This window comes from Arthrobacter sp. 35W, from assembly GCF_000482545.1.
Classification (GTDB): Bacteria; Actinomycetota; Actinomycetes; order Actinomycetales; family Micrococcaceae; genus Specibacter.
In genome coordinates, this window is record NZ_KI519455.1 from 1,766,010 (window position 1) to 1,781,268 (window position 15,259).

Genomic DNA, 15,259 nt, shown 5'->3' on the forward strand with positions numbered 1-15,259 from the left:
GTGTGCAGATCCTTAAGGGTCAAAGCAGACTGACGGCCATGGCCTCGAGGGCCAACAGGGGGGAAACGTTGGTGGTGGTGATGCGCCGGCGCACCTTGTTCACGGTGTCCATGCGGACCAGCGTAGTTTCTGCGGTGGAGCGGGCGGCATAGGCCACCAGTTCCATGCGAAGGGTTTCGTTGACCAGTTCAACGGCGCCGGGGCCGCCGGTCCCGGTGGAGAGTTGGAGTACCAGCACATCCCGGTAGAAGGAGAGCAGGTCCGTCAGCGCGCGGTCCAGGGTGTCGGTGATGGAGCGCTTGGAGCGGCGCTTCTGGTCGTCCTCCAGCGCGCGCACCTGGGAGCGCATCGACGGCGGCAGGGTGCCGGTCTCCGGAGCTCCCAGGGAGCGCAGCAGCGATTCTTTCTCCGCGGCGTCGCGCTGTTCATTGCTGGAATTGGCCTCCGCCGTCGCCAGTTCCACCAGCGAGCCCGCGGCGCGGACGGCGGTGCTGACGTCCACCAGGGCCAGCGGCAGCTTCACAATCTCCTGGCGGCGGCTGCGGGCACCCTCGTCGCTGGCCAGCCGGCGGGCAATGCCCACGTGGCTCTGCGCGGCCCGGGCGGCAAGTTCGGCCATCCGGGGGTCGATGCCGTCGCGGCGCACCAGCAGCGCCGCCACGTCGGCCACCGGCGGCACGCGGAGTCCGACGGCGCGGCAGCGGGAGCGGATGGTGACCAGCACGTCCGCGGGACTGGGGGCGCAGAGGATCCAGATGGTGCGCGGCGGCGGCTCTTCGATGGCCTTCAGCAGTACATTGGTGGTGCGCTCGGTCATGCGGTCCGCGTCCCCGACGATCATCACGCGCCAGCGCGAGGAGGAGGGGCGGTCCTGGGCCTTGGTGACCAGCTCGCGCGCCTCGACGATGGCGATGGTGGTCTTCTCGGTGGCGACGAAGGTGACGTCGGCATTGGTGCCGGCCAGGGTGGTGTGGCAGGCATGGCATTCCCCGCAGCCGCGCTCGGCCAGCTCGGTGCGTTCACAGACCAGCGCCGCGGCGAAGGCCCGGGCCGCATTGGAGCGGCCGGAGCCGGGCGGGCCGGTGAGAAGCCAGGCATGGGTGGGGGAGTCCGACGACGCCGCGCGGCGCAGCTGCTCCACCACCGGCTCCTGGCCCTGGAGATCGTCCCAGACACTCATGCCAGCAGAGCCCCAACCCGGGTCAGGATCGTGCCGGCCAGCTCGGCGATGGGCAGGCGGGCATTGAGGACGAGGTAGCGCTCGGGGTGGGCCGCAGCGGCGTCGAGGAAGGCCGCCCGGATGCGGCGGTGGAAGTCATCGGGCTCGGATTCCATCCGGTCCTCGCCCGTGTCGCCGGCGGTGCGGCGGATGCGGCCCTCGCCGGGGTCGACGTCGAGCACCACCGTCAAATCCGGCCACAGGCCCCCGGTGGCCCACTCGTTCAGGTCCGCCACGGCGGCGGCGCCCAGCCCGCGGCCCACGCCCTGGTAGGCCACGGAGGAATCGATGTACCTGTCCGAGACCACCACCTCGCCGCGGTCCAGGGCCGGGACAATCACCTGGTCGGCGTGGGCGGCACGGGAGGCGGCAAAGATCAGTGCCTCGCAGCGGGCATCGATGGTGCCATGGCCGTGGTCCAGCACCAGGGAGCGCAGTTTCTCACCAATGGGCGTGCCACCGGGTTCCCGGGTGCGCAGCACCGTCAGGCCGCGGCCCTGAAGCGCCTCGGTCAGCAGCGCCGCCTGGGTGGACTTGCCGGCCCCATCGCCGCCCTCGAAGGCGAGAAAGAGGCCCGGGCGCTGGTGCGGGGAAGGGGAAGTCACGCTCCTAGCCTACCGACAATCCCTGACAGCCAACCGGGACAGCTGCGCGCGTCCACTATGCGTCACTGGTTGCACCGGCGGTGTCTGTGCGCACTAGGGTTGGGCCATGAGTCTGGAGAAGCACCCGCACCCGTCCCATCTGCACGCCGAGACCCTGGTGGTGGCCGTGGGCCGTCCGGAGCGCACCCACGACGCCCCGGTGAACCCGCCCATCGTGCTCTCCTCCACCTATGTCGGAACCGGCACAGTGGTGGACGGCGACAGGGCCTATGGCCGCTATTCCAACCCGACCTGGGATCCGCTGGAGGAGGCCGTCTCCGCCCTTGAGGGTGCCACGCTGCCCGGTCTTCTCTTCGGCTCGGGACTGGCCGCGGTGTCTGCCGCGCTGTCCCTCATCCCCGCCGGCGGGGTGCTGGTGATGCCCAAGCATTCCTACCAGGGCGCCCTGGTGATGGCCCAGGAGCTGTCCGCCAAGGGGCTGTTCGCCCTGCGCACCGTCAACATCGCCGACAACAACGAGGTCATTGACGCCCTCACCGGGGAGGGGGAGCGCGCGGCCAGCATGCTCTGGCTGGAGAGCCCCACCAACCCGATGCTGGAGGTCGCGGATCTGCGCGTGCTCAGCCAGGCTGCCAAGGCCGTGGGCGCGCTGGTGGTCACCGACAACACCTTCTCCACGCCCTTGGTGCAGAAGCCGCTGGAACTGGGCAGCGACATCGTCCTGCATTCGGTCACCAAATACCTGGCCGGCCATTCCGACGTCGTACTGGGCATCCTGGTGACCTCCGATGCGAAGCTGCGCGGCGAATTGCTGCACCACCGCTCCATCCACGGCGCCATCGCCGGCCCCTTCGAGGCCTGGCTGGCCCTGCGCGGACTGCGCACCCTGGCCCTTCGCGTGGAGCGCTCGCAGGCGACGGCGGCGGAGCTGGCGAACCGGCTCCAGGTGCACGACGGCGTCGATGCCGTCCGTTTCCCCGGTCTGGACAGCGATCCGGGGCACCAGCGGGCCAAGGACCAGATGCATGGCTTCGGCTCGGTCCTGGCCATCGAGGTCGCGGGCGGGCCGGAGGCGGCGGACGCCGTCATCGCCGCCCTGGAACTGTGGACCCCCGCCACCTCGCTGGGCGGGGTGGAGTCGCTCATCGAGCGCCGCCGCCGGCACGCGAACGAGCCCGAGACGGTGCCCGGAAACCTGCTGCGGCTGAGCGTCGGCATCGAGAACGTCGAGGATTTGTGGGCGGACTTGGACCAGGCCCTGCAACGCGGCACAAACCGCTAGGCTTATGACGTGATCTTCTTCATTACTAACGCGCTGCTGATCCTGCTGGGCCTGGTGGCCCTGGGCATCCAGGGCTGGGCCCTGGCCGACTGCCTGCGGACCAAGACGGAGGATTTCGAACGCGCCTACAAGCGGACCAAGTCCTTCTGGGCCCTGTTGACCGGCGGTTCGGCCCTGATGGGTGTGCTGTACATCGCCGGCCCGGGCATGGGCTTCTCCATGCTGCTGAACCTTGCTGCCGTCACGGCGGCCTCCGTGTATCTGGCCGATGTGCGCCCCGCGCTGGCGCAGGTGCGCCGCGGCGGCAATCGGAACCAGGGTCCCTACGGCCCCTGGTAGAGGCTCCGGCCGACCGCCGCCTCCAGCAGATGTTGCCTAGGGGGCGACGGCGGCCCAGTCGACGCTGACCTCGCCCAGGCGCCACCGGGCCGGGCCCGCCTGGATGGGCCAGCCGTCGTCGCGCATTCTGCGCACCGATTCAACCCAGCGCTGCCGGTTGCCAAAGGCACCCAGCGGGGCCGCGGCCAGCCATTTGGCGTCCAGCGCCTGCAGGAAACTGTGGATCTTCTCCCCGGGCACATTGTGGTGGATCAGCGCCTTGGGCAGCCGCTCCGCCACATCGCTGGGCAGTTCGAAGGCCCCGAAGCGCATCGACAGCGTCAACGACAGCGGCCCGCTGCGGTCCAGTGCCACCCACGTGCTGCGCCGGCCGATCTCATCGCACGTACCGTCCACGAAAATCCCCTGCGGCGACAGCCGTGATGCCACCAGATCCCAGATGGCCTGCACATCGGCCTCCTCATACTGGCGCAGCACATTGAAGGCGCGGACCATCACGGGGCTGCCGGGGACCGGGACCTCAAAGCCGCCCACATGGAAGGTGAGCGCCTCGTGTTCCAGCGCCTTGGCCACGCGCACCCGCTCGGGCTCGATCTCCACACCCGCCACGCGGACCGTGGGGCAGACGGTGGACAGGCGCTGGTAGAGCTCGACGGCGGTCGTGGGGGAGGCGCCGTAGCCCAGGTCGACCACCAGAGGGCTGTCCTCGGTGCGCAGGCGCCAGGCCTGCGGTCCGGCGAGCCAGCGGTCCACGCGGCGCAGCCGGTTGGGGTTGGTGGTGCCGCGGGTGATGTTGCCGACGGGCCGTTTGGCGTTCCCACCCCTGTTGACCCGCTCCGCCCGTTGCACCACGGGACAAGTTTATCGGTGCGGCCGTAGCATTCCGGAACGCACTGAGGGCCGAGCGCGGGGGTTGGATAGGATGGCGGTATGACTTACAAGCTGATTCTGCTGCGCCACGGCCACAGCGACTGGAACGCCAAGAACCTGTTCACCGGCTGGGTGGACGTTGACCTGAACGAGACCGGACGCGGCGAGGCCGTCCGCGGCGGCCAGCTGCTGGTGGAGAACGATATTCTGCCGGACATCCTCTACACCTCCCGCCTCAAGCGCGCCATCAACACGGCCAACCTGGCCCTGGAAGCTGCGGACCGCGGCTGGATCGACGTCAAGCGCGACTGGCGCCTGAACGAGCGCCACTACGGTGCGCTGCAGGGCAAGGACAAGGCCCAGACGCTGGCCGAGTTCGGCGAAGAGCAGTTCATGGAGTGGCGCCGCAGCTACGACACCCCGCCGCCGGCCTTGGCCGACGACAGCGAGTTCTCCCAGGTTGGCGATCCCCGCTACGCAGACCTCGGCGACGCCGTGCCGCGCACCGAGTGCCTCAAGGACGTCCTCGTCCGCCTGCTCCCGTACTGGGAATCGGACATTAAGGAAGATCTGAAGGCCGGCAAGACCGTGCTGGTCACTGCCCACGGCAACTCCCTGCGCGCCCTGGTCAAGCACCTGGACGGCATCTCGGATGAGGACATCGCCTCCCTGAACATCCCCACGGGCATCCCGCTGGTCTACGAACTGGACGAGAACTTCGCCCCGATCAACGCCGGCGGCACCTACCTGGACCCCGAGGCCGCAGCCGCCTCCATCCAGGCCGTGGCCAACCAGGGCAAGAAGTAGCCCCAAGTTCAAACTGTGCAACAGAAAACGCTCCCAAACTCGAGTTTGGGAGCGTTTTCTGTTGCACAGATGTTTGGAGCTAGACCATGAAGCCTTCGGGCTGCCACTGGCCGGTGACCAGGTAGGAGACCTTGCGGGCCACGGAAACGCCGTGGTCGCCGAAGCGCTCGAAGTAGCGGCTGGCCAGCGTCACATCCACAGTGGTGGCGGCGGATTCATTCCAGTCCGGGGAGGCAATGGCCTTGAACACGCTGCCGTGGAGCTCGCTGATGCGTGCCTTGGCGCTCTGGATGTCCGTCACGGAGGCAAGCTCGCGGGTTTCCAACAGCTCGGTGACCTTGTGGGAGATGAGGATATCCAGCTCCGCCAGTTCGTCGAAGGTGGCCGTCAGCGACGCCGGGATGACCGTGGAGGGGTAGCGCAGGCGGGCCAGCTGGGCCACGTGGCGGGCCAGATCGCCCATCCGCTCCAGCGAGGCGCTCATGCGCAGCGAGCCCACGATCATGCGCAGATCGCTGGCCACCGGACCCTGGAGTGCGAGCACGTCGATGGCGCGCTCATCCAGATCATTCTGCAGGAAATCGATGCGGGCATCGGCGGCGATCACCTCCTGGGCGAGTTCGACGTCGGCGCCGGCGAAGGCGCGGACCGACTTTTCCATGGCTTCCGTGACGAGCGTGGAGATTTCAATGAGCTCCTCGCCAATCTGGTGGAGCTCGGCCTGGAAGACTTTGCGCATTCGGCGTCCTTTCGGTGTGAGACGCAGCAGGCGCGTTCTCAAATCAGTCACGTGGCTCAATGCACGGCGCCACGGCCTGGATGCCATAGCTTTACAGCTCACTTTTCCAGTCCCAGATGAACGGGCGGACTCCGCAAGGTGAACGTTAGTTGAACGCACCACAGCAGCGCCATAGTCGGCCACTTCCACCGGTTCAATGAGCATAAGCTATGGATGTGGACCCCCTGCTCACGGCCGTTGTGGCCGGTCTGATAGGCCTTGTGCTTGGTGTTTTCGGCATGCTCGCCTTCAACCTCAGTGAGCGGCAGCGCCGGGAGACCGTGGACGTGGCCGAGCCGACGCTGCCCGACGGCGCCGCGGAGGTCCTCTCCGTCGTCGGCCGGGCCTTCATCGTCGTGGACGGGACCGACGGCGTGGTCCGCGCCAGCCCCGGAGCCTACGCCTTTGGACTGGTGCGCGGTCACACGGTGGTCCACGAGCAGCTGCGCGAACTGGCCGGCCGGGTGCGCCGCGACGGCGTCATCGAGGAACGCCAGATGGAGCTGCCGCGCGGTCCGCTGGGCCAGGGCACGGTGGTGATGGCCATCCGGGTTGCCCCGCTGGGTGAGGAGTACATCCTGCTGCTGGCGGACGACCGCACCGAAATTGCCCGCACCGAGGCCGTCCGCAATGACTTTGTGGCCAATGTGTCCCACGAGCTGAAGACGCCGGTGGGTGCCATCTCCCTGCTGGCGGAGGCCGTGGAGTCCTCCCCAGATGACGAGGCCGCCGTGCGCCGCTTCGCCAAGCGCATGCAGAAGGAATCCGCCCGGCTGGCTGCGCTGGTGCAGGACATCATTGAACTGTCCCGGCTGCAGGGCACCGATGTGGTGCTGGCCGGGGCGGCCGTGGACATCAACCACGCCATCGCCGACGCCGTCGACCGTTCCCGGCTGCCGGCCGAGAGCAAGAACATCACGCTGGTGGTGGGCGGACGCGTTGAGGCCCCCGTCTACGGCGATGCCGGGCAGCTGGTCACAGTGTTCCGGAACCTGATCGACAACGCCATCCGCTACTCGCCGGAGAACACCCAGGTGGGCATCGGCCTGCGCGCCGCCGACGGACTGGTCATGGTGTCCGTATCGGACCAGGGCGACGGCATGAGCCCCGCGGACCAGGAGCGCGTCTTTGAACGCTTCTACCGGGTGGATGCCGCACGTTCTCGGCATACCGGCGGCACCGGCCTGGGCCTAAGCATCGTCAAGCACATTGTGGCCAACCACGGCGGCGAGGTGACGCTCTGGTCCCAGACGGGCAAGGGATCCACGTTCACCGTGCGCCTGCCGCAGATGGAAAATGAACAGAACGACGGCGGCACCGTGGACGGCGGACGCCTGCACAATGTCACTAGTAGGGAAAACCGAGGAGCCACTGCGTGAGCAGGATTTTGATTGTTGAAGACGAAGAATCCATTTCGGACCCGCTCTCCTTCCTCCTGGGGAAGGAAGGGTTCGAGGTGGAGGTGGTGGACAACGGCCTTGACGCCATCACCGAGTTCGACCGCTCCGGTGCCGACCTGGTGCTGCTGGACCTCCAGCTGCCCGGCCAGTCCGGCACCGAGGTCTGCCGCCAGCTGCGCCAGAGGTCCAGCGTGCCGGTGATCATGCTGACGGCCAAGGACTCGGAGATCGACAAGGTGGTGGGCCTGGAGCTCGGTGCGGATGACTATGTCACTAAGCCGTACTCCTCCCGCGAGCTGGTCGCCCGGATCCGCGCCGTGCTGCGGCGCCAGGGCGAGCCCGAGGAACTGCTCACCGCCACCGTCCATGCCGGTCCGGTGCGCATGGACGTCGAACGCCACGTGGTGAGCGTCCGCGGCGAACAGGTGTCCTTCCCGCTGAAGGAATTCGAGCTGTTGGAAATGCTGCTGCGAAACTCCGGCCGTGTGCTCACCCGGGGCCAGCTGATCGACCGCGTCTGGGGTTCGGACTATGTGGGGGACACCAAGACCCTCGACGTGCACGTCAAGCGGCTCCGCTCCAAGATTGAGCCGGATCCCTCCGTGCCGCAGCACCTGGTGACGGTCCGCGGGCTGGGCTACAAGTTCGAGCCGTAGGCACTTCTTTCCCTTTGGGCCTGCCCGGTTCGGTGCAGGCCCAAAGTTCTCTTAAGGCTCCACCTCCCTGCCCTCCTCGACCCCCAGATACCCGGTGCGGAACGGCGCGGGACGCAGGTACAGGCTGACCAGGCCCGACGGCGTCGTGCTGCTGGAGACCACTGTGAATCCGGAGGGGACCGCGCCGGGGTCGAAGAGCCGCTTGCCCTTCCCCACGACCACCGGGAAGATCAGCACCCGGTATTCATCGATCATCCCGGCATCGTGCAGGGTTCTGACCAACTGGTGGCTGCCATGGATCTGCAGTTCGCCGCCGGGACGGCTCTTCAATTGCGCCACGGCCTTCACGGGATCGCCTGCCAATTGGGTGGAGTTCGCCCAGTCCAGCTCCCCATCCCGGCTGCTCACCACATACTTCGGGAGCTGGTTCATGGCGGTGGCGATGGGATTGCCTGGATCAGTCACGGCACTCCAGTAGGGGTGCATCATCTCGTAGGTGGTGCGCCCGAGCAGCAGTGCCTCCGCCGTGGCGAACCAGCCGTCGACAATCGCGCCAAAGGATTCGTCGGCCAATGGGACCAGCCAGCCGCCCCGCTCGAAGCCTCCGGTGGTGTCCTCGTCCGATCCGCCTGGTCCCTGCATGACGCCGTCGAGGCTGACAAAGGTGTGTGCGGTGAGTTTCATGTGCCGCTCCTTGAGTGGTGGCCGGGCCGTGCGGCGCCGGCCCTCTCAGGCTTGTCCGCGCCTCGCAGCTTGTCAACGGCCGGTTTCGTAATTTTGGCGAGGCATTTCTATAAATAGTGCGATGTTATCCGTCACATAGGGCGATTTTGTTCATTTTTGATTGCAGCTGTGTGATCTGGCTCATATGGTGAGGGGAAATATTCGTTTCGGCCGAGTGTCCGGGCCGCCGCCAGAGGGATGCCACATATGACAGCTCCAGTAAGCAGGCGTTTGAAAGCGGGGGCCTTCGCGGCCGCCGCAGCGTTGGGATTGATGTGCATGGCCTCGCCGGCAGTGGCAACCGGCTCCGCGCCCGCGGCACCCATCGAGGCGGCCGTGGCCCAGCAGGCCAAGGCCGTCAACTTCCCCGGCAATGACGGCAGGCCCCACACCGTCACTTTCGATGAGAAGTCGCTGAAGGTCGACGGCGAACGCCTCAACGTCTGGTCCGGCGAGTTCCACTACTGGCGCCTGCCCAGCACCAACGAGTGGCGCGACATCTTCCAGAAGCTGCGCGCCGCCGGCTTCAACGCCGTCTCGCTCTACTTCTTCTGGGGGCTGCACTCCACCGAGCCGGACAAGTTCGATTTCTCCGGCATCAAGGACATCGACCTGCTGCTGGACATGGCCGAGGAGGAGGGCCTGTACGTCATCGCCCGCCCCGGCCCCTACGTCAACGCCGAGATCTCCATGGGCGGCCTGCCCGTCTACATGACCAAGAGCGGCGCCGGGTCGCTGCGCGGCATGGATCCGGAGAACCTGCGCAATTCGCTGAGCTGGATCGAAGCCTTCAACACCATCGCCAAGCGCCACCAGATCACCGACGGTGGCGGCAGCATTGTCATCTACCAGGCGGAAAACGAGCTGCTGAACGAGGGCGGCGACCGTCCGGCGTTCATGCAGGCCTTGACCACCAAGATCAAGGCCGACGGCATCACCGTTCCGCTGTTCCACAACGACTACGGCATGAACGGGGCCTTTGTGCCGGGCAAGGCCAGCGCCGGCGGTAACGTGGGGCTGGACTTCTACGCCTACGACACCTACCCGCTCGGCTTCACCTGCTCCAACGCCCGCGGACAGATCACCGACCGCGAAACGCAGTTCCGTGCCACGGCGCCCAATGGCCCGCAGTTTGTGGCCGAGGGCCAGGGCGGCGCCTTCACCCCGTGGGGCGCCAGCTTCAACACGGACCAGTGCGCCACCTTCGCGGATACGTCCTTCACCCGCCAGTTCGGCGTCAACAACATCTCCAACGGCACCACCGTGTACAACACCTATATGGAGTACGGCGGCACCAACTGGGGCTGGACGGGATCGCCGTCGTCGGGCTTCACCTCCTATGACTACGGTGCAGCTCTGAACGAGGACCGGCAGATGACGCCGAAGTTCACCACGCAGAAGGAGCTGGGCTACTTCCAGCAGAGCTTCGCGCCCATCTCCGGCGCCGTCCCGCAGGCCGGGCCCACCGTGTTGGTGGACGGTGCGGGCACCGTGAACTCGTACCAGCGCATCACCACCGAGAACAAGGCGGCCACGTCCGCCACCGGAAATGGCGCCCGCTACCTGGGCTTCCGCCAGTCCAGCAGCAACACCACCACCGACGCCAGCTTCTCGTTCCCGCTGACGCTGGGACCGGCCGAGCAGGTGGTGGCCAAGACGTACACCACCGACGACACGGACGTGGCAGGCATTTCGTACCACGGGGCCTGGGAGCACGCCACGGGCAAGTCCTGGACGGCGGGCGACTACAAGGGCACCGAGACCTTCTCTGCCACCACCGGGGACTACCTGGAATACAACTTCACCGGCACCGGAATCAAGGTCATCTCCCCGCAGTCGGTCAACCACGGCTATGGCGATGTCTACATCGATGACGTCAAGGTGGGTCAGACCAACACCTTCCGCGGCCAGAATGCCGCCTACCAGTACGTCGCCTTCCAGGCTGACAATCTGGCGGCCGGTGGGCACAAGCTGAAGATTGTCGTCACAGGCCAGAAGGACGCCGGCAGCTCCGGCACCTTTGTCAGCGTCGATGCCTTCGATGTCACGGCCCCCGCACCCGCCACGGCGGCCAAGGTTGACGACGTCGCCGCCGGCATCCGGTACTCCGAGTCCAGCCCCGGCGTTTCCCAGTGGACCCATGCCACCGGCAAGGTCTGGACGGCCAACGACTACAAGGGCACGCAGACCTTCTCCAGCACCACCGGCGCGTTCTACGAGTACACCTTCCACGGATCCCTGGTGCGGATCATTTCGCCCCAGGCCACCAACCACGCCCTTGCCGATGTCTTCATTGACGGCGTCAAGGCGGGCCAGACCAACACCTATGTGAGCAATGCCAACGGCCAGTCGCAGTTCATGGCCTTTGAGAAGACCGGGCTCGATCCCGCCGTCGACCATGTCATCAAGGTCGTCAACACAGGCGTCAAGGGCAACGCCGCAGCCGATGGCACCTTCATTGGCCTCGATGCGATCGAGACGGACGCCCCGGCGGTGGTCGTCCCGGCGCCGGATGCTGTCAGCTTTGCCCGCGTTCCACAGAAGGCCGGCACCTTCCTGAAGCTGCACGGCCGCGACGCCTCCATGTTGGTGGCCGACTATGCCTTTGCCGGCCAGAAGCTGATGTACTCCACCTCCGAGCTCTTCGCCACCATGCCCGCCGGTGGCGGCACGCTGCTGGCGCTCAATGGAACCAAGGGCGACGACGGCGAGACGGTGCTGCAGTACGCCTCCGCCCCGCAGGTCACCACGCTTGGCGGCACCGCCGTCGAAAGCACCTGGGACGCCGCCACCAAGATGCTGCGCCTGAACTATGTGCACGGCAACGGCACGGTCGTGAAGATCACCGGCGGCGGCACCACGCCGCTGACGGTGTTCACCACGGACCGCACGGCCACCGCCAAGCAGTGGAAGGTCGACGGCGCCGTCGCCGGCGGAACCACCAACAAGACGGTCTTCGTCGACGGAGCCCAGCTGGTGCGCACCGCACAATTCAGCGGCAGCACCGTGGCCCTGACGGGTGACATGAACGCCGCCGGCAGCATCTCCGTCTTTGCCCCGGCCGGAACCACCGCCCTGACCTGGAACGGCGCCCCGCTGGCCACCGCCGTGGGTGCCGCCGGCCAGCTGGTCGGTTCGCTCGCCGGCCCGGCTCCGGCAGTGCTGCCCGCCCTGGTGAATTGGAAGGTCTCGAGTGAAAACCCCGAGTCCGACACCGCTTTCGATGACAGCGCCTGGACGGTGGCCAACGCCACCACCGCGGCCAACACCCGCCAAGGCCCTGGCCCGGTCCAGGGCAAGGTGCTGGACACCGCGTTCTACGGCTTCTACGAGGGCGACACCTGGTACCGCGCACACTTCACCGCCGGCAGCGCCTTCACCTCCCTCCAGCTCAAGGGCCAGGGCGGCAGCGCGGGCAATATGCTCGTATGGGTCAACGGCACCTACGCCGGGGCGGCCTCGGCCAATGGCAGCATGGCCACCATCAACGTTCCCGCCGGTGCCGTGTCCGCCGGCCAGGCAACGGTGGTCTCTGTGCTGGTGCGCAACAACGGCCAGAACCTGGACTGGAGCGACGACGGACTGTCGCGCCAGAACCGTGGCCTGTTCGATGCGGGCCTGTCCGCCACGGGCCCCGTGGTCTGGAAGATCCAGGGCGCCAAGGACAAGGCAGTCCCGGTGGATGTGGACCGCACCATCTACAACACCGGCGGCCTCTACGGAGAGCGTGCCGGCTGGCACCTGCCCGGATACCCGGATGGCAGCTGGGCCTCCACGACGTCGCTCAAGCCCGCCAAGGCCGGCGTCACCTGGTACCGCACCAGTTTTGACCTGAACGTCCCCGCCGGCACCGACACCGCGCTGGGTCTGAAGATCAATTCCAGCCGGTTCGCCGCCGGCCGGCAGGACTTCGCCCGCACGGTGTTCTACGTCAATGGGTGGAACATCGGCACCTGGGTCGGCAACGTCGGCCCGCAGGACACCTTCACCATCCCCAGTGGATTCCTGGACAAGTCCGGCAAGAACGAGCTCGCCGTCGCGATGACGACCGAGCGTGACGGCCAGGGCCCGGAGTCCATCACCATAGTGGACCGGGGCACCACCCTGGGCGGCGTGGCCCGGAAGCAGGAGGCGGCGCCGGCCTACCCGGCGGCCACCGTTTCTGCCTCGGCCAGCGACGATTCGCTGGAGCCGGACCAGGAGACCACCGTCAGCGGAACCCTGGCTCTGCCCGCACTCGTCAACGGTGCCATCGCCAAGGCCAGCGTCAACTGGGGCGACGGCACGCCGGTCCAGCAGGTGGCAGTCGCCGCCGGCGCGTTCTCGCTCAAGCACGCCTACGCCGCCACCGGCAGCTACAACGCCGTCGTGAATGTACTGGATGCCGTTTCCGGCGCCGTACTGGGCAGCAAGACCCTGCCCGTCGCCGTCACCGCGGCGGCAACCGCCACCGCCACGGCAACCGCCACCGCCACGGAAACCTCCACTCCGACGGAGACGGCGACGCCCACCGAAACGGCCTCGCCGTCGGCCACCGCGACCGGGACCGGGACCGAGGGGCCGACGTCCAGCGCCACAGCCCCGCCCCAGCCAACATTCGCCGGCGTCGTGCAGGGAACGGTGGACAACGCCAACCTGCTGCCCGGCGCCAGCATCACCGTCTCCGGCAGCAACTTCAAGCCGGGCACGGTGGCCACGTTCACAGTCCACTCGGATCCTATAGTGCTGGGTACGGCAGTGGTTTCGGCCGACGGCACGGTGCAGCTGCAGGCCACCATCCCTCAGGGGCTGGCCCCGGGGGAGCACACCATCGTCATTGATGGCATCGGCGCCGATGGACAGCCCGGACATGTGGTGCTGCCGCTGACGGTGGGCGGTCCGGCCCAGGCGGACGGCGCCTCCACGCCGGCAGCCGACGGCGGTCTGGCCAACACGGGCTGGAGCGGGTCCCTGCTGGCCGGCCTCTCGGTGCTGATGCTCGGTGCAGGGCTGGCAGTGTTCACCGTGGTGCGGCGGCGCCAGGGCAGCCACTAGGCTCCATCAGCATGCAGGAAGGGCCCCACTCCGCGTGGAGTGAGGCCCTTCCTTGTCCGCCTGCCGGCGGAAATGAACATCATTGCCGCCGGGGAACATGGGATCCCATGTTCCCCGGCGGCAATCGTGTTCGAAACCGGTGGAGCTAGTGGTTGGCGGTTGCCGTTGCCGTAGCGGTCGCCGTTGCCGTGGAGGTCGACGTCGAGGTGGCCTCGGCGGTCGGCGACGGGGTGGGCACGAGGCCCTTGTACTCGGCCAGGGCGGCATCCAGCACGGGAACCCCGAGCTCGGACGTCTGCTGGCCGGGGCCCGTCTGGGTCAGCTTGACCGTTTCCATGCCGCCGGCATGCGTCTTGACGGTGCTGAGCAGGGCCTCATCGGAATCCTTGGTCAGATAGACCGGCACGCCCGGCTTGACCACGACCTGGGTCTGCGCACCGGCGGCACCGTTCACCGTGAGGGTGATGGGGGACTCGGAGGTGTTGAACACGGCACCAATCAGCCGGCCCTCAGCGCCGTCGCCATCGGAAACGATCACCATGTTCCGCAGTTCCAGCTTGCCAAGGTCCGTGCGGACGCCGTCGGAAGGGGACACAGTCATGGTGGTGGACTGCGGGTTGATGTAGCTGCAGCCGGTGGCGGCCATGGCCCCCAGGCCAATGGCTGCGATCAGGCTGATGCGCTGTATGCGAGTGGTTCCCCGGATGCCGGCAGCGATTCTCACGTCTATAACTCCTCAGGAAAAGGTCAGAAATATCTGCCTCCAGCTTATCCGCTGTTGCCGCCACGCGCGTTTCGGGGACTTCGACGTCGCCGCCGGCGCCGGTGGGGCCGTGCGCTGGCCCGGGGTGCGGGGGGAACATGACGTGCCTCCGGAGAATGTGAACTGCACCTTAACTGCGTTTCGTCAAGGGGTCGCCGGAATTGCCCCCGATGTTCATCTTGCGCTGTCGGCGTAGCTCCAGCGGCCCCTGACCTGCGAAAACTCAACGAACTGGGCAGTAGAGCGTGGTAAACTGGAAGCCGGGAAAGGGAGAATCCACATGCTTTTTGAGGTCGGCGAGACAGTAGTTTACCCCCACCACGGCGCAGCCAAGATCGAAGAGATCAAGATGCGCACCATCAAGGGCGAAGAGAAGATGTATCTCAAGCTCAAGGTGGCCCAGGGTGACCTAACCATTGAAGTACCGGCGGAAAACGTGGACCTGGTTGGCGTCCGCGATGTAGTGGGCAAGGAAGGCTTGGAGCATGTCTTTGACGTGCTGCGCGCCGAGTTCACGGAGGAGCCCACCAACTGGTCCCGCCGCTACAAGGCGAACCTGGAGAAGCTGGCGTCCGGCGATGTCATCAAGGTGGCGGAAGTTGTCCGCGACCTGTGGCGCCGCGACCACGACCGCGGCCTCTCTGCTGGTGAGAAGCGCATGCTGGCCAAGGCCCGCCAGATCCTGATCTCCGAGCTTGCCCTGGCGGAGAAGACGGACGAGGAAAAGGCAGCCACCGTGCTGGACGAGGTTCTGGCCTCCTAGGCACAGCCCGTGTGAAATTG

The 15,259-nt window shown here is 67.1% G+C and carries 13 protein-coding genes; 7 read left to right on the plus strand and 6 right to left on the minus strand.

Annotation, left to right across the window (positions count from 1 at the left end; genetic code table 11):
* Positions 1-19: 19 nt before the first annotated feature.
* Positions 20-1,180 carry a DNA polymerase III subunit delta' gene (locus K254_RS0120150; protein ID WP_026556859.1) on the minus strand — a complete coding sequence of 387 codons (1,161 nt, stop codon included), beginning with the start codon at positions 1,178-1,180 and terminating at the stop codon, positions 20-22.
* Positions 1,177-1,824 carry a dTMP kinase gene (gene tmk / locus K254_RS0120155; protein WP_026556860.1) on the minus strand — a complete coding sequence of 216 codons (648 nt, stop codon included), beginning with the start codon at positions 1,822-1,824 and terminating at the stop codon, positions 1,177-1,179. The genes K254_RS0120150 and tmk overlap by 4 nt, the downstream gene beginning before the upstream one ends.
* Positions 1,825-1,930: 106 nt before the next feature.
* On the opposite strand from tmk, the gene K254_RS0120160 reads away from it, so the two are divergent.
* Complete coding sequence (locus K254_RS0120160; protein WP_026556861.1) at positions 1,931-3,106, plus strand: trans-sulfuration enzyme family protein; 1,176 nt, start codon at positions 1,931-1,933, stop codon at positions 3,104-3,106.
* Between the two features lie 9 nt (positions 3,107-3,115).
* Positions 3,116-3,445 carry a DUF2516 family protein gene (locus tag K254_RS0120165; RefSeq protein ID WP_035750418.1) on the plus strand — a complete coding sequence of 110 codons (330 nt, stop codon included), beginning with the start codon at positions 3,116-3,118 and terminating at the stop codon, positions 3,443-3,445.
* A 36-nt stretch (positions 3,446-3,481) separates the two neighbouring features.
* Here the strand turns inward: K254_RS0120165 and K254_RS0120170 are convergent, their stop codons facing one another.
* Positions 3,482-4,297: a hypothetical protein gene (locus tag K254_RS0120170; protein ID WP_026556863.1), complete on the minus strand. Its 816-nt coding sequence runs from the start codon at positions 4,295-4,297 to the stop codon at positions 3,482-3,484.
* A 78-nt stretch (positions 4,298-4,375) separates the two neighbouring features.
* On the opposite strand from K254_RS0120170, the gene K254_RS0120175 reads away from it, so the two are divergent.
* Positions 4,376-5,122, plus strand: a complete 747-nt coding sequence (locus K254_RS0120175) for a phosphoglyceromutase (RefSeq protein ID WP_026556864.1) — start codon at positions 4,376-4,378, stop codon at positions 5,120-5,122.
* A gap of 79 nt (positions 5,123-5,201) precedes the next feature.
* Here the strand turns inward: K254_RS0120175 and phoU are convergent, their stop codons facing one another.
* Positions 5,202-5,861 (minus strand): phosphate signaling complex protein PhoU, encoded by a 660-nt coding sequence (gene phoU, locus K254_RS0120180; protein WP_026556865.1) that lies wholly within the window; start codon positions 5,859-5,861, stop codon positions 5,202-5,204.
* Between the two features lie 215 nt (positions 5,862-6,076).
* Here phoU and K254_RS24450 point away from each other — a divergent pair, with 215 nt between their 5' ends.
* Positions 6,077-7,279: a sensor histidine kinase gene (locus K254_RS24450; protein WP_081710345.1), complete on the plus strand. Its 1,203-nt coding sequence runs from the start codon at positions 6,077-6,079 to the stop codon at positions 7,277-7,279.
* On the plus strand, positions 7,276-7,956 hold the full coding sequence (locus K254_RS0120190) for a response regulator transcription factor (RefSeq protein WP_026556866.1): 681 nt from the start codon (positions 7,276-7,278) through the stop codon (positions 7,954-7,956). The genes K254_RS24450 and K254_RS0120190 overlap by 4 nt, the downstream gene beginning before the upstream one ends.
* Positions 7,957-8,007: 51 nt before the next feature.
* On the opposite strand, the gene K254_RS0120195 is transcribed toward K254_RS0120190, so the two are convergent.
* On the minus strand, positions 8,008-8,640 hold the full coding sequence (locus K254_RS0120195) for a dihydrofolate reductase family protein (RefSeq protein ID WP_026556867.1): 633 nt from the start codon (positions 8,638-8,640) through the stop codon (positions 8,008-8,010).
* 246 nt (positions 8,641-8,886) lie between these two features.
* Between K254_RS0120195 and K254_RS25065 the strand changes: the two genes are divergently transcribed.
* Positions 8,887-13,713 carry a glycoside hydrolase family 35 protein gene (locus tag K254_RS25065; protein WP_155848639.1) on the plus strand — a complete coding sequence of 1,609 codons (4,827 nt, stop codon included), beginning with the start codon at positions 8,887-8,889 and terminating at the stop codon, positions 13,711-13,713.
* Between the two features lie 145 nt (positions 13,714-13,858).
* On the opposite strand, the gene K254_RS0120210 is transcribed toward K254_RS25065, so the two are convergent.
* Complete coding sequence (locus K254_RS0120210; protein WP_051389440.1) at positions 13,859-14,437, minus strand: hypothetical protein; 579 nt, start codon at positions 14,435-14,437, stop codon at positions 13,859-13,861.
* Between the two features lie 319 nt (positions 14,438-14,756).
* On the opposite strand from K254_RS0120210, the gene K254_RS0120215 reads away from it, so the two are divergent.
* Positions 14,757-15,239 carry a CarD family transcriptional regulator gene (locus K254_RS0120215; RefSeq protein WP_026556870.1) on the plus strand — a complete coding sequence of 161 codons (483 nt, stop codon included), beginning with the start codon at positions 14,757-14,759 and terminating at the stop codon, positions 15,237-15,239.
* Positions 15,240-15,259: the final 20 nt, after the last annotated feature.